General features: G+C 69.7%; 16 protein-coding genes. 6 read left to right on the forward strand and 10 right to left on the reverse strand.

Translation table 11 applies throughout. The features are described from left to right. The coding region (locus DI276_RS52500; RefSeq protein WP_232837036.1) for a HAMP domain-containing protein at positions 1–1,181 on the reverse strand (1,181 nt) is incomplete at its 3' end. Positions 1,182–1,366: 185 nt separating this feature from the next. Between DI276_RS52500 and DI276_RS30805 the strand changes: the two genes are divergently transcribed. From DI276_RS30805 to DI276_RS53100, 3 genes are all read left to right on the forward strand, one after another. Next, the gene (locus DI276_RS30805; RefSeq protein ID WP_112269739.1) at positions 1,367–2,752 is read left to right on the forward strand and encodes a PP2C family protein-serine/threonine phosphatase; all 1,386 of its coding nucleotides are present in this window, start codon (positions 1,367–1,369) and stop codon (positions 2,750–2,752) included. 39 nt (positions 2,753–2,791) lie between these two features. Continuing rightward, positions 2,792–3,793 (forward strand): hypothetical protein, encoded by a 1,002-nt coding sequence (locus DI276_RS30810; RefSeq protein ID WP_112269741.1) that lies wholly within the window; start codon positions 2,792–2,794, stop codon positions 3,791–3,793. A gap of 81 nt (positions 3,794–3,874) precedes the next feature. Beyond that, positions 3,875–5,488 (forward strand): PHP domain-containing protein, encoded by a 1,614-nt coding sequence (locus DI276_RS53100; RefSeq protein WP_112269743.1) that lies wholly within the window; start codon positions 3,875–3,877, stop codon positions 5,486–5,488. Here the strand turns inward: DI276_RS53100 and DI276_RS30820 are convergent. Both DI276_RS30820 and DI276_RS30825 read right to left on the reverse strand, forming a co-directional pair. Then, positions 5,481–6,089 carry an alpha-ketoglutarate-dependent dioxygenase AlkB gene (locus DI276_RS30820; protein WP_112269745.1) on the reverse strand — a complete coding sequence of 203 codons (609 nt, stop codon included), beginning with the start codon at positions 6,087–6,089 and terminating at the stop codon, positions 5,481–5,483. The genes DI276_RS53100 and DI276_RS30820 overlap by 8 nt on opposite strands. A gap of 67 nt (positions 6,090–6,156) precedes the next feature. Next, positions 6,157–6,696, reverse strand: coding sequence for a TetR/AcrR family transcriptional regulator (locus DI276_RS30825; RefSeq protein ID WP_112269747.1), 540 nt, complete (start codon positions 6,694–6,696; stop codon positions 6,157–6,159). A gap of 49 nt (positions 6,697–6,745) precedes the next feature. Between DI276_RS30825 and DI276_RS30830 the strand changes: the two genes are divergently transcribed. Further along, entirely contained in the window at positions 6,746–8,344 is a 1,599-nt protein-coding gene (locus DI276_RS30830; protein ID WP_112269749.1) for an AMP-dependent synthetase/ligase, read from the forward strand. Here the strand turns inward: DI276_RS30830 and DI276_RS30835 are convergent. Continuing rightward, entirely contained in the window at positions 8,314–8,712 is a 399-nt protein-coding gene (locus DI276_RS30835) for a MerR family transcriptional regulator (protein ID WP_112269751.1), read from the reverse strand. The genes DI276_RS30830 and DI276_RS30835 overlap by 31 nt on opposite strands. Before the next feature lie 56 nt (positions 8,713–8,768). Between DI276_RS30835 and DI276_RS50305 the strand changes: the two genes are divergently transcribed. Further along, the gene (locus DI276_RS50305; RefSeq protein WP_157985048.1) at positions 8,769–10,397 is read left to right on the forward strand and encodes an NAD(P)H-dependent oxidoreductase; all 1,629 of its coding nucleotides are present in this window, start codon (positions 8,769–8,771) and stop codon (positions 10,395–10,397) included. Between the two features lie 5 nt (positions 10,398–10,402). On the opposite strand, the gene DI276_RS30845 is transcribed toward DI276_RS50305, so the two are convergent. Further along, a complete protein-coding gene (locus DI276_RS30845; protein WP_112269753.1) occupies positions 10,403–11,125 on the reverse strand; it encodes a DUF2382 domain-containing protein in 723 nt (240 codons plus the stop codon). Between the two features lie 123 nt (positions 11,126–11,248). Further along, positions 11,249–11,974: an SDR family oxidoreductase gene (locus tag DI276_RS30850; protein ID WP_198681004.1), complete on the reverse strand. Its 726-nt coding sequence runs from the start codon at positions 11,972–11,974 to the stop codon at positions 11,249–11,251. Positions 11,975–12,054: 80 nt separating this feature from the next. Here DI276_RS30850 and DI276_RS30855 point away from each other — a divergent pair, with 80 nt between their 5' ends. Then, complete coding sequence (locus DI276_RS30855) at positions 12,055–12,912, forward strand: LysR family transcriptional regulator (protein WP_112269755.1); 858 nt, start codon at positions 12,055–12,057, stop codon at positions 12,910–12,912. Here the strand turns inward: DI276_RS30855 and ilvD are convergent. The 4 genes from ilvD to DI276_RS30875 form a co-directional block, all read right to left on the reverse strand. Beyond that, complete coding sequence (gene ilvD / locus DI276_RS30860; protein WP_112269757.1) at positions 12,889–14,568, reverse strand: dihydroxy-acid dehydratase; 1,680 nt, start codon at positions 14,566–14,568, stop codon at positions 12,889–12,891. The two genes, DI276_RS30855 and ilvD, sit on opposite strands and share 24 nt — an antisense overlap. Positions 14,569–14,587: 19 nt before the next feature. After that, on the reverse strand, positions 14,588–15,760 hold the full coding sequence (locus DI276_RS30865) for an alginate lyase family protein (protein ID WP_112269759.1): 1,173 nt from the start codon (positions 15,758–15,760) through the stop codon (positions 14,588–14,590). Positions 15,761–15,894: 134 nt separating this feature from the next. Further along, entirely contained in the window at positions 15,895–17,361 is a 1,467-nt protein-coding gene (locus DI276_RS30870; protein WP_112269761.1) for a DUF1996 domain-containing protein, read from the reverse strand. Positions 17,362–17,446: 85 nt separating this feature from the next. Next, positions 17,447–18,358, reverse strand: a complete 912-nt coding sequence (locus DI276_RS30875; protein ID WP_112269763.1) for a DUF4142 domain-containing protein — start codon at positions 18,356–18,358, stop codon at positions 17,447–17,449. Between the last annotated feature and the right edge of the window lie 69 nt (positions 18,359–18,427).

Here is an 18,427-nt window from a genome sequence, read left to right on the forward strand (position 1 = left end):
TTCAGTTCGAGGATCTCGCCGCGGGCGTCGATGCCGATCTTCTGGGTCAGGTCGCCACGTGCGATGGCGGTGGTGACCTGGGCGATGTTGCGGACCTGGGTGGTCAGGCTGTTCGCCATGACGTTCACCGACTCGGTCAGGTCGCGCCACGTGCCGGCGACGCCCGGCACCTGGGCCTGACCGCCGAGGCGGCCGTCCGAGCCGACCTCGCGGGCGACGCGGGTGACCTCGTCGGCGAACGAGGAGAGCTGGTCGACCATCGTGTTGATCGTCGACTTGAGCTCGAGGATCTCGCCGCGAGCGTCGACGGTGACCTTCTGGGTCAGGTCGCCGAGGGCCACCGCCGTCGTGACCTGGGCGATGTTGCGGACCTGCGTGGTCAGGTTCTCCGCCATGTAGTTCACGTTGTCGGTGAGGTCGCGCCACGTGCCCGCGACGCCCGGCACCTTCGCCTGGCCGCCGAGCTTGCCGTCCGTGCCGACCTCACGCGCGACACGGGTCACTTCGTCCGCAAAGGACGACAGCTGGTCGACCATCGTGTTCAGCGTGTTCTTCAGCTCCAGCATCTCGCCGGAGACGTCGACCGTGATCTTCTGGGTCAGGTCGCCGTTCGCCACCGCGGTCGCGACCTGGGCGATGTTGCGGACCTGGTTGGTCAGGTTGTTCGCCATCGAGTTGACGTTGTCCGTCAGGTCGCGCCAGGTGCCGGCGACGCCGGGGACCTTCGCCTGACCGCCCAGACGGCCGTCCGTACCGACCTCGCGGGCGACGCGGGTGACCTCGTCCGCGAACGACGACAGCTGGTCCACCAGGCCGTTCACCGTCGAACCGAGCGTGGCGAACTCACCACGCAGCGTCTGGTCCGACATGCGCTTGGTCAGGTCACCCTCGGCGACGGCGGCGAGCACGCGGCTCAGCTCGCTCGTCGGCCTCATCAGGTCTTCCACCAGGCCGTTCACCGAGTCCGCGATCAGCGACCAGCCGCCGGCGGTGCCCGCGGGCGCCACCCGTTCGGTGAGCCTGCCCTCCTGGCCGACGGCCTGCCGGACCCGGCCCAGCTCACCGGCGAGCCACTGGTTGCGCTCGGCGATCTCGTTGAACACGTCCGCGAGCGCCGACACGGGCCCGTTCCCCGGCACCACCAACCTGCGGCGGAAGTTGCCGTCACGCAGGTCTCTCATCGCCGAGAGAACCCTTTCCAGGGTCGCGTCCGTCTCTTCGTTGGCCGTGGTCACTCCAAGCCTCCGTGCCTCGGTGGTCGCAGCCAAGCCTGCCACGTTAGGTTGGGAGCGAGGTAACTTGATGCCGCGATGCACGCCAACTACCCGCAGGAGGCCGTGATGATTCGGCCACAGGACTCCGGCGGATGAGCAGCGCCGTGGGTATCGACCTGGACGGCTGGCAACGCCTGGTGGACGGGCTGCGCGAAGCCGTTCTCGTCGTGGACCCGGCCGGGGTGGTGCGCGTGCGCAACGCCGCGGCCGCCGACCGGTTCCCCCGGCTGTGCCTCGGCGAGCGTTTCGACGTGCACGTCGCGGGGCGCCAGCACGACCTCGGCGAGGGCTGGAGTGCCTGGTACTTCACGGACTCCGCGCTCGACCACGCCCATCTGCGGCTCGCCGGCGGCACCTCGCGCCAGACCACGTTGAAGACCATCGTGCAGCTCGCCGCCGAGCTGCTGGGGGAGCACTGCGTCGCCGTCGTGCCCGCGACCAGGGATCGCCTGGAGTGGTGGCGCTGTGACGGCGGGGAACCGTCGGTGTCCCGCACGCCGCGCCGCGCGTCAGTCCTGACGGAGGTGCTCACGGGCACTTCGACGATGACGAGGATCACCTCTTTGGGTGAAGGTTCGTGGGGTGTGCCGGAGGACTTCGGCTGTGCCCTGGCCGTGCCGCTGGGCGTCGGGGGCGCGCTCGTCGTGCTGCGGCGCGGCGAGTTCGCGCCGAACGACGTCGAACGGGTGAAGTTGTTCGGCAAGCACGCGGCGGTCGCGCTGGAGTCGGCGTCGCGGCTGACCGAGCAGCAGCGGACGATCGACGTGCTGCGCTCGGCGTTGTTGCCGTTGCCGCTGCCCGAGGTGCGTGGCGTGTCGATGGCGTCGGTGTTCATCCCGGCGCACCAGCGCGCGTTGGTCGGCGGCGACTTCTACGACGTGCACCCGCGCACGGACGGTTCGGCGACGTTCGCGCTGGGCGACGTCTGCGGCCACGGCCTGGAGGCGGCGGTCCACAGTGGACGCGTCCGGCAGTCGTTGCAGGCGCTGTCGCTCGTGGAGACGAACCCGGTGCGGTTGCTGCACCTGCTGAACACCTCGTTGCGCGCCACCGGTTCCAAGCTCTTCACCACGATCGTCGTCGGCGAGCTGGTGCCGCTGGCGGCCGGGGGAGCGCGGTTGTCGCTCGCCTCGGGCGGGCATCCGGCGCCGCTGATCCTGCGTGCGGACGGCAGCGTGCAGGAGGTGAGCGCGCCCGGCGCGATCGTCGGCATCCTCACCGATGTCCGGTTCCACGGCGAGCAGGTGACGTTGGCGCCCGGCGACACACTGGTGCTGTACTCCGACGGCTTCACCGAGGCTCGTGCGCACAACGACCGCACCGAGTTGTTCGGCGAGCAGCGGTTGCGGGCCGTGCTGAAGGACTGCAAGGGACTGTCGGCGGAGGAGATCGCGCGGCACTGCGAGGACGCCGTGCTGACGTGGCTGGACCGCGACGACCACGACGACCTCGCTTTGCTGGCCGTGCAGGCCGTCTGACGGCTACGCTCCCCAGCACTTCGATCTCGTGGGGGGACAATGAGAACTCGGCTTCTTCATGCTGCCTGGATCACGGCACTCGCGTTGTCGGCCGGGGTGCCCGCCGCCGCCGATCCGGTGGCGACCCAGCTCCCGCACCTGCCCGGTGCGTCGGTCAGCCAGGCGTACGGGATCAACGACGCGGGCGTGGCGGTCGGCTACTCAGGCACCGACAGCTCGCCGTACTGGAGCCGCGCCGTCCGGTGGTCCGCCGACGGCACCCCGACCGATCTGGGCGGCCTCCAGGAAGGCGCGTCCAGCTCCGCGCGGGCGATCAACGCCGGCGGTGTCGTGGTGGGTGAGTCCTGGGGTGACGACTTCAGGGCCCCCGTGCGGTGGAGCGCGGACGGCGTGATCAGCCGCATGGACTCGCCGGCGGGCTACGAGGTCGCATACCCGATCGCGCTCAACGACGCGGGACAGGCGGCCGGATACGGCGCGGGCGCGTCCCCGACCCGAGCACTGCGGTGGCAGGCGGACGGCACGGTCACCGAACTGCCGCCGTTGCCCGGCGGCTACGTCGTCAGCATGGCCGAGGGCATCGGTGCGGACGGCACCGTCGTCGGCAACTCGCAGGGCGGCGGGCTGGGGCTGCGGGCGACGAAGTGGAACCCCGACGGGACCATCACCGATCTCGGACTTCTGCCGGACGGCTACCAGAGCAGGGCGCTCGGGATGAACCGGCACGGTGTCGTCGTCGGAGTGTCCCGTGCCGCGGACGCGCGCGACCACGCGGTGAAGTGGAACCCCGACGGCACGATCGTCGACCTCGGTGTGCCTTCCGGAGGCTCCTCCGCCTACACCCACGGCATCAACGACGCCGGTGACGTGGTCGGTAGCACGTACGTGGCCGGCAGCCGAGGGGTGCGCTGGAGCAGCGATGGCACGGCGAGCCTGCTGCCCAGGCTGAACGGTGCCGACAGCGAGGCGTGGGCGATCAACAACAACGGTGTCGTGGTCGGCCGGAGCGGCTCGCCTTTCGTTGCGATCAAGTGGCAGTAGGCCGTGTGAATGAATTTCCCGGCACAAGCGTTCATGGTCTGTTCGTTTGCCACGACAGCTTGACCGGTTGAGATCTTGCGCATGTCCCACTCACACGATCACTCGCACGGTGATCACTCGCACGGGGTCGAGCCGGTCGAAGGCAGCTGGCTCGACCCCGAGGACGACCGTCCGGCGTCGGTCGAACGCCGCAAGTTCCTCGCCGGCCTGGGCATCGCGGCCGGTGCGGTCGCCGTCGGTACGGGCACGGCGGCGGCCCGCGTCCCGGTCAACCCGTGGGGCGGCGGCGAGCGCTGGTACGCGGGCGACCACCACATCCACACGCAGTACTCGGACGACGGCCAGCACACGATCGAGCAGCAGGTGCGCAAAGCCCACGAGTTCGGCCTCGACTGGGTGGTGATCACCGACCACGGTGGTCCCGCGCACCAGAAGTTCTCGATCGACCAGGTCACGCCGGACATCGAACGCGCGCGTCGTGCCCAGCGCGACGTGCTGGTCTACCAGGGCCTCGAGTGGAACATCCCGGGCGCCGAGCACGCGACCGTCTTCCTGCCGCCCGGCAAGCACACCGTCGACATCCTCAAGGCGTTCGAGCTGTCCTACGACGGCCGCATCGCCGGCAACACCGAGCCGCTCGCACTGGCGGCGTTGCGGTACCTGGAGGCGCAGGTCCTTTCTGGACGGACCGAGATCGCGCTGATGTTCGCGAACCACCCGGCCCGCCGCGGCCTGGACAGCCCGCACGAGCTGCGCGGCTGGCGGGACGCGGCACCCGGCGTCGCGGTCGGCATGGAGGGCGCGCCAGGCCACCAGGCGGCGGGCATCCCGAAGTCGCTCGGCGGCCCCGGCCGGGCCCGCGGCTACTACGACCTCGCGGCCCCGCTGGCGGACTCGTTCCCCGGCTACCCGATGGAGGCCTACCGCACGCACGGCGGCTTCGACTGGATGACCGCACGCGTAGGAGGCTTGTGGGATGCACTGCTGGCCGAGGGCCGGCCGTGGTGGATCACCGCCAACTCGGACGTGCACCAGGTCTTCGGTGACACGCTGACGCCCGGCAAGCAGGACTACGCCACCACCGGCTCGAAGGGCGCGCCGATCGACTCGGGCGTCAAACAGACCGGTTACGGCGACTTCTTTCCCGGCCAGTACGGCGCGAACGTCGTGGGCGCCCGTTCCCGGTCCTATGTGGACGTCATGCGCGGTCTGCAGTCCGGCAAGGTGATCACGGTGCACGGCCGCCTGATCGACGGCCTTTCGGTGCGCGTGCAGTCGCGGGACGACCTGCGCGGCGTGACGCTGGGCGGGCGGACGTTCGTGCGCCGCGGCGGCGACGTCGAGGTCACCATCGAGATCGACCGCGCGTCCGGCCCGAACTGGTCGGGTGCGGTTCCTGCGTTGGCGAAGGTCGACCTGATCTCGGGTCCGGTGACCGGTCCTTCGGCCGACCGGGATCGCTTCGTGGCGCCGGAAACGGTGATGACGAAGACGTTCGAGGTGCCGCGCCGGGGCAGGATCCGGTTCACGCACAAGTTCGTCGGCGTCGAGCGTTCGTTCTACCTGCGGTTGCGGGGGAGCGACGGCAAGCGGCTGACGTCCACCGGTGACCCGATGATCGACGAGATCGCGAACTCGGACCCGTGGGCGGATCTCTGGTTCTACGCCAACCCGGTGTTCGTGGACGTCATCTGACGCCGTGCGGGCGGAACTGCACGCTGATCCTCGGGCCCACGGCCTTCGTGGTCTTGGGGACGGCGTGCTCCCACGTCCGCTGGCACGACCCGCCCATCACGAGCAGATCGCCGTGCCCCAACGCGTACTTGTGCGTCTCGCCGCCGCCACGCGGACGCAGCAGGAGCGCACGCGGCGTGCCGACCGACAGGATCGCGACCATCGTGTCCTCGGTCTGGCCGCGGCCGATCGTGTCGCCGTGCCAGGCCACGCTGTCGCGGCCGTCGCGGTAGTAGCAGAGGCCCGCGGTGGTGAACGGTTCGTTGAGTTCCGGCAGGTAGTGGCGGCTCAACGTGTCGCGGGCGGTCGTGAGCACGTCGAACGGCAGCGCGCCGCTGTAGAAGCAGAGCAGGCGCGGCACGTCGACCACGTTGTCGTACATCTGGCGGCGTTCGGCGCGCCACGGCACCTCGGCGACGAGCTGGTCGAAGAGGGCGTCGGCGCCGGCGAGCCAGCCCGGCTGCACGTCGATCCACGCGCCGTGGCCGAGTTCGGTGCGGCGCGGGGCAAGCGGGGCCAGTGCCGGCTCCGCCTCCAGGTCGAACAGTGATCCCTGGCGCATGGTCCGCAGCCTAATCGAACACGTGTTCTATGGCCAACAGTGCGGATAATGCCGGTGTGGACGAGGACTAAGGCTTCAGCACGGCCCACACGGCGTCCGCGATGAGCTCGCGGGCCGCCGGCAGGTCGAACACCCCGAGCAGGAATCGGCGCACCGACTCGTGCGCCGGTCCCATCGCCACGGGCTCCAGGGCCCACGGAGGCACCGGGCGCAGTTCGCCCGAGTCCATGCGCGCCAGGAACCACGCCAGCACCGGCGCGAACTCCGCCTGCTTGACCGAGGGGTCGGCGTGGTCCGGCGCGGCGTACAGGAAGCGGGCGCGGCTGGGGTTCGCCACCACCCAGTCCAGGTAGCGCAACGTGAGGTCGGGGACCACGTCGCAGGCCGCCCGATCGTCCAGTGCGGGCAGCATCGCGGCGACGCAGCGGCCGTAGCTGTCGGCGTAGAGCTGCGCGAACACGCCCGCGCGACTGCCGAAGTGGTGGTAGATGCTGCCGTTCGACATGCCGGATCGCTCGGTCAGTGCTGCGATCGTCACGGCGTCGAGGCCGCCTTCTTCGACGAGCTGCAATGCGGCGTCGAGGAGGGACTGTCTTCGGTCAGCCATGAGGGTTAGAGTACCGCTCTGGAGCGACGCTCCAGAGAAGGGGAGAGCAATGGCGCTGTCGATTCCCGGCCTGCTGCGCGAACGGGTCGCCCGCACGCCCGACGCCGAGGCGATGCGGTATCGCGACAACGGTGGCTGGGCGACGCTCACCTGGGCCGAGCTGCAGGAACGTGTCGCCGAGGAAGCGTTCGGGCTGCGTGCGCGCGGGCTCGGCAAGGGTGACCGGGTCGCGCTCATGGGCGGCACCAGCATCGACTGGATCATCACCGACCTCGCCGTGCTCGCGGCCGGCGGCGCCACCACGACGATCTACCCGAACAGCACCGAGGCAGAGGTCGCGCACATCGTCAGCGACTCCGGCAGCCGCATGGTCGTCGTGGAGACCGACGAGCACGCCGCCCTCATGCCGGACGACGTCGACGTGCTGCGGTTCGGCGCGGTTCCGCAGGCCGGTGGCGACTACGACGCGTTGATCGACGGGATCGGGCAGGACGACCTGGCGACGTTGATCTACACCTCCGGCACGACCGGCACGCCCAAAGGCGTCGAGCTCACCCACGACAACTGGCTGACGACGTCGGAAGCCATTGCGTCGCTGGGCATTCTGCAACCCACCGACCTGCACTTCCTGTGGCTGCCGCTGTCTCACGCGTTCGGCAAGGTGCTGACAATGGCGATGATCGCCGCGGGTGTGCCGACTGCCGTCGACGGCAGCGTCGAGCGGATCGTGGACAACCTCGGCGAGCTGCGGCCGACGATCGTGGCGGCCGCGCCGCGCATCTTCGAGAAGATCCACGGCCGGATCGTCGCGGGCGCGCGGGAGAAGGGCGGGCTCACGTTCAAGATCTTCCAGTGGGCCGACCGCGAGCACGGGCCCGCGACGCGCTGGCTCGCGGATCGCTTGGTGTACCGCAAGTTGCGCGATCGCGTGGGCGGGCGCATCCGGTACTTCGTGTCGGGTTCGGCGCCGCTCGCGGCCGAGATCGCGGAGTTCTTCGAGCGCGCCGGCATCACGATCCTGGAGGGCTACGGGCTCACCGAGTCGTCCGCGGCGACGTTCTTCAACCGGCCGGGCATGATCCAGATCGGCACGGTCGGGCCGCCGATCCCCGGCATGGAGGTGAAGATCGCGGCCGACGGCGAGGTGCTGCTGAAGGGCCCCGGCGTCATGCGCGGCTACCACAACCGCCCCGACGCCACCGCCGAGACGATCGTCGACGGCTGGCTGCACACCGGTGACATCGGCGAGCTCGACGACGCGGGCCGGCTGAAGATCACCGACCGGAAGAAGGAGCTGATCAAGACCTCCGGCGGCAAGTACGTCGCGCCCACCCGGATCGAGAGCATGATCAACGCGGCCTCGCCGTACATCAGCAACGTGATCGTGCACGGCGACCGCCGCAAGTACTGCGTGGCGCTGGTGACGCTCGACCCGGACACCGCGGCGAACCTGACCGACGCGGAGTCCGAGGTCGAGCACGCGATCAAGACCGTCAACGCGCAGCTCGCGCGGCACGAGACGATCAAGCGGTTCGCCGTGCTGGAACATGACTTCAGCGTCGAGGACGGGTTGCTGACCGCGTCGCTGAAGCCGCGCCGTCGCGAGATCGAGAGGCGCTACGCCGACGTCCTGGACTCGTTGTACTGATCCAGTCGGTCCACGACGCCGCACAGCGGGCCGCCCGCCTGCATCTCCGCCAGCGAGGTGCGGAGCTCGGCCAGCCGGCGTTCGGACTCGGCGACCAACGCGGCGGCCATGCGCCCCCACTCCTCCGTGCCCGCCGACGGTGGCAGGTCGGCGAACAGCTCCGCGATCTCCCGGACGGTCAGGCCCACCCGCTGGGCCAGCTTCGCGACCTTGATCCGGCACGAGGCCGAGTCGTCGAACAGCCGCCGGCCGCCGCTGTCCCTGATGGCGGTGATGACCCCGTGCTGCTCGTAGAACCGGACAGCCGAGGGGGCGACGCCCGCGGCACGAGCCACGTCGCCGACAGTCAGTGCGATGGCCTGCGTCATGCCACGACCGTAGCTGGCTTGACTTCAACAAAGGTTGAACTTGCAACCTGGCCGACATGAGTCAACAACTGGAATTCGTCGTCGTGGTCGCGAGTGTGCGGGAGCCGCGGATCGGGCGGACGATCGCGGACTGGGTCGTCGCGCAGATGCCCGGCGGCGTTCGCGTCCGGCTGGTGGACCTCGCCGAGGTCGAGCTGCCACCGGACGCGGACCTGCGCCCCGGCGGTGGTGTGCGGACGCCGGTGTCGGACGTGCTCGCCGCCGCGGACGGCTTCGTCATCGTGACGCCCGAGTACAACCACGCCTACCCGGCGACCCTCAAGCGCCTGCTCGACTGGCACTACGGCGAGTGGATGTTCAAGGCCGCGACCGTCGTGCCCTACGGCGTGCGCGGCGGGCTGCTGGCGGGGGAGCACCTGCGCCCCGTGCTCGCCGAGCTGTCGATGGTCACCACCCGGCGCATGGTCGCGCTCCACGCGCCCTGGGCACACCTGTCGGAAGGCCGCTACACGCCGTCCTCCGGGGAGGACGTGGCGCTCGGCGAGGCCCTGCGCGAGTTGACGTGGTGGGCGCGTGCCCTGCGCCGAGCGCGCCACGACCACCCGTACGAGCTTCTCGACTGGCTGGGCGCGCAGCGGGCGGACACGGACGCGGAGGCGCTCACCGATCTGGTGGGGCACGCCTCGGTCGTCGGGCTGGGTACCGGGACTCGGGGTGGGCGCGAGACCTTCGCGGTCGTGACGCGGGCGACGCAGGAGCTCGTCGCGCGCGGCTTCCGGGTGATCGCGATCCTGGACAACCCGCGGGTCGTCGAGCTGTACGACCGGTACGTGCGCGGCGAGGACGTCGACGTCGAGGCCGCGCTGCACCAGGCGTGGGGGCCGTGGCGCACCGAGGAGATGCGGGAGGCGCTGGACTCGTTGCGACGCCGCAACGCCGACCACCCCGGCGACCCCGTGCGCGTGGTCGGCGTGGGCGGATCGGCCGTGCGCCCCGCCGACTACGACCGCGTGCTGGACCTGGTCGCCGCGCCGGAGGCGGCCAAGATCCGCGAGCTGTTCGAGGTCATCCGCACCGCGCACGACAACGGTGAGCACGTGCAGCGGGCGCAGGGCACTCACCCCGGAATCCCGTTCGTGGAACTGGCTCGCGAAGCACGCGCGATCGCCGGCGGGGCAAGTGCCGAGGCCGACGGCCTCCTCGACGCGATCGTCGAGCACCACGCGAACGCGATCGGCGTGGGGTACGACGTCGCCCGCGAGGAACGCGCGGCCGCCGAGCGGGTGCTGGCGCTGCGACCCGCACGCGTCGTGCTGTGGGAGGGCAGCGCACACGTCGCCGCGGACGCCATGATGGGCGGACATTTGCGTGCGGAGCTGGGGGAGGCGTACGCGGCGGTGCACGTGACGTTCGGCCACGGCCAGGTCCACGGCGTCGACGTGCCGCCTCCGGTGCCCGGCTCCCTCGAGGACGTCCTGCTCGCGGCGGGCGGCGCGCGGACACTGCCGCTGGGCGACGGAGCCCCGGCCGCCCTGCACGCGCCGTGGCGGACCCGGCTGATCTCCGGGCTCTACGACCCGGCCCGCGACAGCGAGCACTACCACGAGGTGCGCTCGCTGCGCGGTGCCTACGACGCCGTCGTCTTCGTCCCGGAGATCTCGCCGGTCAGGATGCTGGTCGCGTAGCGCGATCAGCGGCGGCCGCGGGGCTCGTCGTCGCGTTCGACCTCGACGCGCTCCTTGCGCACCTGGCCTTTGACGTTCTTCTGTTCGGTGACGGCGTCCTTCTCCAGCCGGACCCGCTCCACGGCCTCCGTGCGCTTCTGCACCATCGGTTCCTCGCGGTGCAGGGTGACCTCCGCCTGTTCGTCGGAGAACGCCTTGCCCGCGGTGCCCTGCGCGGGCTCGCGGACCACGCGGACCTCCTCGTGCGTCACCGGCACGGTGACGTTGCGCTGCTCGGTGACCGTGTGCTTGACCAGCCGCACCCGGCCCGTCTCGATGTTGCGGGTGCCGACGTCGAGCTTCTCCTCGGAGAGCGTGACCTCGGCACCGCGGCCGGAGCGCAGCCGGTCGTGGTCACCGGTCTTGGCCTGCGGAATCTGGATCCCGTAGTGCCGGTAGAGCGCGTCCTGCTCCTCGTCCGACATGTGGTCGCCGGCGGTGTGCACGGCCGGCGCGTCCTTCACCTGCTCCTTGGCGACGGGGACGGTGATCGCGCCGGCCGCCACCTGTCCCTGCTGGATCGGCACGAAGCTCTCCTTCATGCCGAACAGTCCGGTGTGGACCTCGGCCCACATCGGCCTGCCGGTGCCGTCCTCGAGCCACACCCGCTTGACCGAACCGATCTTCTCGCCCCTGTTGTCGATCACGTCGCAGTCGTACAGAGCCTCAACGTGCGTCTGATCGATCATGGTGCTCTCCCTCTGCGTTGGCTGTCGGTTTGCCCACGCGAGGTACCCGCCGTGCGGGCGCGGTCCCGGCCACCCACTGACCGGGTGACCGCGCCCGCCCGGCAATTCAGTCGAGTGAGTGACTCACCAGGGCACGACGCCCTCGTCGTCGAAGAAGCCGCCGCGCGGACCGTCGTCCGGGAGGGTGGCGAGCCGGATTGCGATCGCGGCACCCTGCTCCGGCGTCCGGAGACCGGCGAATCCGGTGAAGTCGGTCGCGACGTAACCGGGGCAGCAGGCGTTCACGATGACGTTGGTGTCCGCGAGTCCGCGCGCGTACTGGACGGTGAGGCTGTTGAGCATCGACTTCGACGGTGCGTACGCGGCCATGATCGGACCGGTCCGCAGCGTCAGCGAGCCCATGTTGCTCGACACGTTGACGATGCGGGGCGATGCCGCGCGGCGCAGCAGCGGGAGCAGTGCGTTCGTCACCCGCACGACCCCGAGGACGTTGGTGTCGAGAACCGTGCGGACGACGTCGAGGTCGAGCGTCGCCGGGTCCTGTGCGCCGCCGTCGGTCCTGCCTCCGATTCCCGCGTTGTTGACGAGCACGTCGAGCCGGCCGGCCGTCTGCTCGATCGTTGCCGCGGCCGCGGTGACGCTGTCGTCGGACGTGACGTCGAGTTCGACTCCGAAGGCGTCAACGCCGGTGGCGCGCAGTCGTTCGACGGCTTCCTTGCACCTGACGTCGTCGCGTGCGCCCACGGCGACCGTGAAACCGAGCGCTCCGAGGCCCTGCGCGATGGCGTGACCGATTCCCTTGTTCGCGCCGGTGACCAGCGCGATCTTCGTGTCCTTCACCTGGTCCATGCTCGGCGCGCGGCACCCGCGCTGTCCAAGATCGATTCAGTCCGCTCTGATACTCGCCGGGTATCAGTAGGCTCGGCGAGGTGGCCGATCTCGAGACCCGCGAGCTCAGGTACTTCGTCGCCGTCGCCGAGGAACTGCACTTCGGCCGCGCGGCCGCCCGGCTCGGGATCGCTCAGCCACCGCTCTCCCGCGCGATCCGCCAGCTCGAACGCCGGCTAGGTGTCCAGCTGCTGGACCGGGACCGCCGAGGAGCGGCGCTCACCGAGGCAGGCCGGGTACTGCTCGGCGAGGCGAGAGTCGCACTGGACGCCGTCGCGGCCGCCGAGCGCCGGACGCGCCGTGCCGGGGAGCGCTCGCTGGTGCTCGTCACGAAGGCCGGGGCGTCCCACGAGCTGCTGCGACGACTCCTGGACGCGCTGGCGAGCGAACCCGGTGCACCACCGGTGGAGGTGCTGCTGTGCGAGGTCGGCGAGCAGGCGCACCGGCTGCGCGACGGGCAGGCCGACGTGGCGATCATGCATCGCCCCTACGACGACCTCGCCGGGTTCGACACCGCGGACCTCTGCGTCGAGGGCCAGGTCGCGATCCTTCCGGCGGCACATCCGCTGGCGGCACGCGAGCAGCTCACGCTGGCGGACGTGAGCGACGTGCCCGGCCTGCCGATCGCCCGCTGGCCCCGGCTCGACGGGACGTATCCCGACGGGCCGGGGCCGGAGGTCCGCACCCAGTCGCAGCTCGCCCAGCTCGTGGCACTCGGCAAGTGCCTGCTCGTCATCCCCGCTTCGAGCCGTGCCTGGCAGTGGCCGGAACACGTCGCGGTGCCCGTCGTCGACGCACCTGACGTCACGACGGTGATCGCTTGGCCGCGGAGCAGTCACTCCCAGGCGATCGCGGCACTCGTGCGTTCGGCGTCGTCAGTCGCAGACGGCTCCGCGTGAAGCCGAGCCGACCAGCTTGGCGTACTTGGCGAGCACGCCGCGTTCGTAGCGCGGGGGCAGCGGTGCCCAGCCTTCACGGCGTGAGTCCAGGTCGGCGTCGACGTCGAGCGTGCCCTCGGCGACGTTCAGCGTGATCCGGTCGCCGTCGCGGACGAACGCGATGGGGCCGCCGTCGACCGCCTCCGGTGCCACGTGGCCGACGCACAACCCCGTGGTGCCGCCGGAGAACCGGCCGTCGGTGAGCAGCAGGACGTCCTTGCCGAGGCCCGCGCCCTTGATCGCCGCGGTGATGGCGAGCATCTCGCGCATGCCCGGCCCGCCCTTGGGGCCCTCGTAGCGGATCACCACGACGTCGCCCGCGGTGATCGTGCCGTCTTCCAACGCGTCCATCGCGGCGCGCTCGCGGTCGAACACGCGCGCGGTACCGGTGAAGACGTCCGAGTCGAAGCCGGCCGACTTCACCACGGCGCCCTCCGGGGCGAGCGAGCCCTTGAGGATCGTGATGCCGCCGGTGTGGTGGATGGGCTTGTCGAGCGCGCGCAGGACGTTGCCGTCGGGGTCGGGCGGCGCGATGTCGGCGAGGTTCTCGGCGACCGTGCGGCCGGTGACGGTGAGGCAGTCGCCGTGCAGCAGACCGGCGTCCAGCAACGCCTTCATCACCACGGGCACGCCGCCGATGCGGTCGACGTCGGTCATCACGTGCCGCCCGAACGGCTTCACGTCGGCCAGGTGCGGCACGCGCGCGCCGATGCGGCTGAAGTCGTCCAGCGTGAGCTCGACGCCGGCCTCGTGCGCGATCGCGAGGAGGTGCAGCACCGCGTTGGTGGAGCCGCCGAACGCCATGACGACGGCGATCGCGTTCTCGAACGCCTCGCGCGTCATGATCTGCCGGGCGGTGATGCCCTTGCGGAGCATCTCGACCACGGCCTGGCCGGACTTCCGCGCGAACCCGTCCCGGCGCCGGTCGGTGGCCGGGGGAGCGGCACTGCCGGGCAACGACATGCCCAGCGCCTCGGCCGCACTGGCCATCGTGTTCGCCGTGTACATGCCGCCGCACGCGCCCTCGCCGGGGCAGATCGCGCGTTCGATCAGGTCGACGTCCTCGCGGCTCATCAAACCGCGCGAACACGCTCCGACGGCCTCGAACGCGTCGATGATCGTGACCTCGCGTTCGGTGCCGTCGGTCAGCGTGACCCGGCCGGGCAGGATCGAGCCCGCGTAGAGGAACACGCTGGCCAGGTCGAGCCGCGCGGCCGCCATCAGCATGCCGGGCAACGACTTGTCGCAGCCGGCCAGCAGCACCGAGCCGTCGAGCCGCTCCGCCTGCATCACCGTCTCGACGCTGTCGGCGATCACCTCGCGCGAGACCAGTGAGAAGTGCATGCCCTCGTGGCCCATCGAGATGCCGTCCGACACCGAGATCGTGCCGAACTCGAGCGGGTACCCGCCGGCCGCGTGCACCCCGTCCTTCGACGCCTTCGCGAGGCGGTCCAGCGACAGGTTGCACGGCGTGATCTCGTTCCACGACGAGGCAACACCGATCTGCGGCTTCTCCCAGTCCTCGTCGCCCATGCCGACGGCCCGGAGCATCCCGCGCGCGGCGGTGCGCTCCAGGCCGTCGGTCACGTCCCGGCTGCGTGGCTTCACGTCTGTCATGGAGGCACGCTAGCTCGTTTCAGGCCGGGTTCGCTGCGTGAGTCAGCGTCTCCCAGGCGATGAACAGGTTGTCGGTCCCGTGTGGACGATTCGACTCGGTGTAGAGCTGGGTGTTCGCCATCGCGATGCCCAGCCGGGTGTGCAGCGCGTTGAAGCTCACCTCCGGCGTCGGCCCGAGCTCACGCGAGTACGAGCCGCCGCACAGCCACGACGGCACCGGCGTGCCGTTCTGGTATTTGGTGTGCAGGCCCCAGGCGTGCCGCATGCGCTCCCGGATCTCACCCCAGATGTCCTGGCCCTGGTGCCGCGCGGTCTCCGCGAAGTGCGCGGCCGCGGCGAGCCCGTAGCCGGTGTGCGCGAAGTCCCGGCAGGTCTCCTGGGTGAGCCCGTCGACGAACGTGGACTGGTTGTGCCAGTAGGAGATGATCTCGTCGCGGGTGTCGATCCCGCTGCCCGGCGGCGTCTTCGGCAGCGCGCCGTCCGTCGTCAGGTAGATGTAGGCCTGGATGCGGGTGCGGAAGATGCCGACCGCCTTGTCGTAGGCCGCCCGGTCCTCCAGGAAGACCGCGATGCCGAGCGAGGCCTCCATCATGCTGAGTTCCCAGTTGCCGTTGGTGTTCGCGCGGCCGTTCGCGATCTCCGGCAGGTAGACGTCGCGCAGCATGGTGCCGAACCTCGCGCTGTTCGGCCAGTTCCCGTGGACGTGCTTGATGATCTCGGCGGCCTTGGGCCAGCTGCTCGCGGACCACGCGGTCTGCAGCGGCGCGTTCGAGTTGGTGTGGTCGCGGATCGTGGCCGACCAGGCGTCCATGATCTCGATGGCCTTGGCCGCGTACCGGTTGTCGCGGGTGATGTACCAGATCAACGAGAGCGTGTACGCGGCGAGCGCGTCCTGGCGCTCGTCGGTGCAGCCGTAGTTCGGATTGGTGTAAGGGCCGCACTCCACGACCGCTCGCGGCTTCGGGACGCGGGACAGGGAGGCGTACGGGCTCGCCATCATGCGGTCGTACGCGAGCTTCCACGGCTGGGCGCCCGCTTGGACCTTGGTGCGGATGAAGTCCAGCTGTGGACGGGAGACCCCGACTCCGGGGTGGACGAACGTCACCGGTGCGGCCTGGGAGGCCGCACCGGTGACCGGTACCAGCAGCGTTGCCAGCAGTGCGATCAGCACCGCGCAGGAACGGGTGACCATGCCGCCAGTGTCAGTGGTCTATACCTTTGCGGTCAATCATTCCGGAACAAGGTTCAAGCTGATGAACGGAACAACGAAATCCCCCGGTGCGCGGGAGGTGCACCGGGGGATTTCGGCAGATCAGTCAGACAGCGTCACTCGCGGCACTTCTTGCCGGTGTTCACGCAGTTGACCAGGCGGTTCATGATCTGCTGCGACATCACGTTCGCGAAGTCGTCGTGGTCGGTGAGCGGGTTGTGCTCCTCCTCCGGGAAGGAGTCGACCAGGTAGCGGCCTTCCTTCTGGACGTTCAGCGGGATGTTGTAGGTCAGCGAGATCCGCAGCTGCGGCACGGCCTTGAAGCCGTTCTTGCACTTGCCGTTCTGGTCGGGGAAGACGATGTGGTCCCGGTGGTTGGCCGAGTCGATGTTCTTGCCGTCCCAGCAGCTCGGGAAGTCGTGGACGCGCTTGACCTTCGAGTTCTGCGGGCAGATCGGGTACTTGTCCATCAGCACCTTCTCCTCGAACCCGGTGCAGGTCCACGAGGCCTTGGCGTTCTTCGGGCCGTTCTGGCCGGCCTTGGCGTCACCGTAGAGAACGCGGAGGAACTTCGGCATCGCGACGACCTTGCCGGTGGGCGAGCCGCGGAACTGCAGGTCGACGACGGCGGGACGCTGGATCTCGCCCTCGTTGCCCTCGAGCTCGTTGTTCGCGTTCTCTTCCGGGTTGTTCTGGTTCTTCTTGTTCTCGGTGCCCTCGGCCTGCGCGTCGTCGTTGTTCTCGGCGCCGTTGCCTGCCTTCGAGGCCTGGCCGGCTTCCTTGACCGTGCAGGCGGCGGCCGGGTTGAGGTCCGGAGCCTGCTTGCCCTGGCGGCTGAACGCCAGCATCATCCGGTTCAGGATCGCCGCGCGCTTCTCGCGGGTCGGGCCGACGATGACGTTGTTGACGTCCTGGGCCTTGGTCTGCTCGAGCTTCTTCTCGGCCTCGTCGGTGACCTTCTCGATGTTGGCGAGCTCCCGGTCGATCTCCGCCTGGGCGGCGTCCGGCACGTCCTCGGGGAGTCGCGACGCGACGTCGGGGCACTCGAGACGGGCCTCGGCCTTGTCGGCCTTGTCCTTGTCCTGCTGGGCCTTGTCGTCCTTCTTCGGCGGCGCCTGCTCCCCGGCTCCTCCCGCCTCTTCCGCTGCCTCGTCGGTGATGCGCACAACGGGCCAGAAGTAGGCGGACTTGTCACCGTTCTTGCACGTGGTGCCGGCGGCCTGGAGCGACTTGTTGTTGGAGTCCGCGTTCGTGGACAGGTTGCCGACGTAGTCGTGCAGGTGCTCGGCACCGTTGCGGACACCGGGCTGCGCGATGAAGTTGTCCGGGTTGAAGTGGCCGTTCTCGTTGCGGCCGCAGTCCACCGTGAACGTACCTGTGGTGGCGTCGTTCTCGGGTTTTGGTTTCTTGACGTTCGCTTTCACCTTGGTGATGTCGACGAACAAGCTCTTGTCAGGCCCGTCGGCGAGCGCGGCGCCATCAGAAGAACTGATGGCCACCACCGTGGCACCACCAGCGACCAGGGCCATCGCCGCTGCTGCGGCGGTCAGCCAGATCGTGGATTTCCTACGGTGAAAAGCCATTTGCCACCTCGTGTAGTCCGATAAAACGGCATGGTGAAGCTGACGGCGGTTAGCCGTGTCGTTCGGGTTGAACTTCGGTGTGTGGTTAGAAAGAACGCGATCTGCTGCTGCGTCGAGATTGCTTCTTGGATCGAGAAATCATGCGCATTCCCACCAGCGCGAGCGCGAGCACCGCAATTGCGGCGAAGAAGACGCCGTTGTTGTTGCCGAACACGCCTTGCTCGGCGGTGCGGGTGAACTTGGTGCCCTCCGGCACGGTCGGGATCACGCCGTCGGTCGGGTTCGCGGAAGCCTCCGCGTTGTCGTCGGCGTTGTCCCCGGTCGGCTCCGGAGCCCCGGAGGCCGGTGGCGGAGGTGCGAGCGGCTGCGGGGACTCCAGGCTGCCGAAGTCGACGCGACCGGTTTCCTCGAGCACCTTCATGTGGTCGAAGACGGTGATCATCGCCTGGGTGGAGAGAATGCGGATGAGCTCGTTCTTGGTGCCCGCCCGGATCTGCGCGGAGTAGGCGTAGACCTTGCCGTGCGCCGCGCGGAGCCGGTTGGCGAAGACGGCGTCGAACTCGTCGCCGGTCGCCGCGTCCATCTCGGCGAGGAAGCCCTTCTGCTCGTCGGAGGCCTCCGTGGGCAACGTGTGGCCGAGCAGCAAGCCCGCCCGGTTCACCACGTTGTCCAGCAGCGTGTGGCCCTCGATGAGGTGCTTGGCCGCCTCCTGCATCTTGGGCTGGTCGGGCCGTTTGGCCTTGGCCTTGTCACCGGCGGGCTTCTCCCACAACCCGGCCTGCTTGACCCGGTTCATGAAATCGCGGTCGGCAGGTCCGAGCGGACCCCACTGGGTCTGCACGACCTCGTCGCCCGTCCCGCCGCTACCGGGCGGCGGGGTCGAGATGGGGGTCGACGGGTTTGCTGGCTGGCCGATCGCGCTCCCGGTGTTGAGCAGCACGGCCAGCACACAGCCCGCCAGCGCGACGACGAGTCGCATCGGCGTTGCCAAGGTCATGGGGAGTCGCACGATCGGGACTACGGCCAGGAATGGGAACCCGCCTCAGTTCGAGACCCTGGCGTTATC

The sequence above is a fragment of the Lentzea terrae genome (assembly GCF_003265345.1).
GTDB classification, from domain to species: Bacteria; Actinomycetota; Actinomycetes; order Mycobacteriales; family Pseudonocardiaceae; genus Lentzea; species Lentzea terrae.

Excerpts from the sequence above, each read along its gene's own strand:
- DI276_RS30845 (WP_112269753.1), bottom strand. The coding sequence starts at position 11,125 with ATGATCGATCAGACGCACGTTGAGGCTCTGTACGACTGCGACGTGATC.
- DI276_RS30825 (WP_112269747.1), bottom strand. The coding sequence starts at position 6,696 with ATGGCTGACCGAAGACAGTCCCTCCTCGACGCCGCATTGCAGCTCGTC.
- DI276_RS30865 (WP_112269759.1), bottom strand. The coding sequence starts at position 15,760 with ATGGTCACCCGTTCCTGCGCGGTGCTGATCGCACTGCTGGCAACGCTG.
- DI276_RS30850 (WP_198681004.1), bottom strand. The coding sequence starts at position 11,974 with ATGGACCAGGTGAAGGACACGAAGATCGCGCTGGTCACCGGCGCGAAC.
- DI276_RS30820 (WP_112269745.1), bottom strand. The coding sequence starts at position 6,089 with ATGCGCCAGGGATCACTGTTCGACCTGGAGGCGGAGCCGGCACTGGCC.
- DI276_RS30835 (WP_112269751.1), bottom strand. The coding sequence starts at position 8,712 with ATGACGCAGGCCATCGCACTGACTGTCGGCGACGTGGCTCGTGCCGCG.
- DI276_RS30870 (WP_112269761.1), bottom strand. The coding sequence starts at position 17,361 with ATGGCTTTTCACCGTAGGAAATCCACGATCTGGCTGACCGCCGCAGCA.
- DI276_RS30805 (WP_112269739.1), top strand. The coding sequence starts at position 1,367 with ATGAGCAGCGCCGTGGGTATCGACCTGGACGGCTGGCAACGCCTGGTG.
- DI276_RS53100 (WP_112269743.1), top strand. The coding sequence starts at position 3,875 with ATGTCCCACTCACACGATCACTCGCACGGTGATCACTCGCACGGGGTC.
- ilvD (WP_112269757.1), bottom strand. The coding sequence starts at position 14,568 with ATGACAGACGTGAAGCCACGCAGCCGGGACGTGACCGACGGCCTGGAG.
- DI276_RS50305 (WP_157985048.1), top strand. The coding sequence starts at position 8,769 with ATGAGTCAACAACTGGAATTCGTCGTCGTGGTCGCGAGTGTGCGGGAG.
- DI276_RS30875 (WP_112269763.1), bottom strand. The coding sequence starts at position 18,358 with ATGACCTTGGCAACGCCGATGCGACTCGTCGTCGCGCTGGCGGGCTGT.
- DI276_RS30810 (WP_112269741.1), top strand. The coding sequence starts at position 2,792 with ATGAGAACTCGGCTTCTTCATGCTGCCTGGATCACGGCACTCGCGTTG.
- DI276_RS30830 (WP_112269749.1), top strand. The coding sequence starts at position 6,746 with ATGGCGCTGTCGATTCCCGGCCTGCTGCGCGAACGGGTCGCCCGCACG.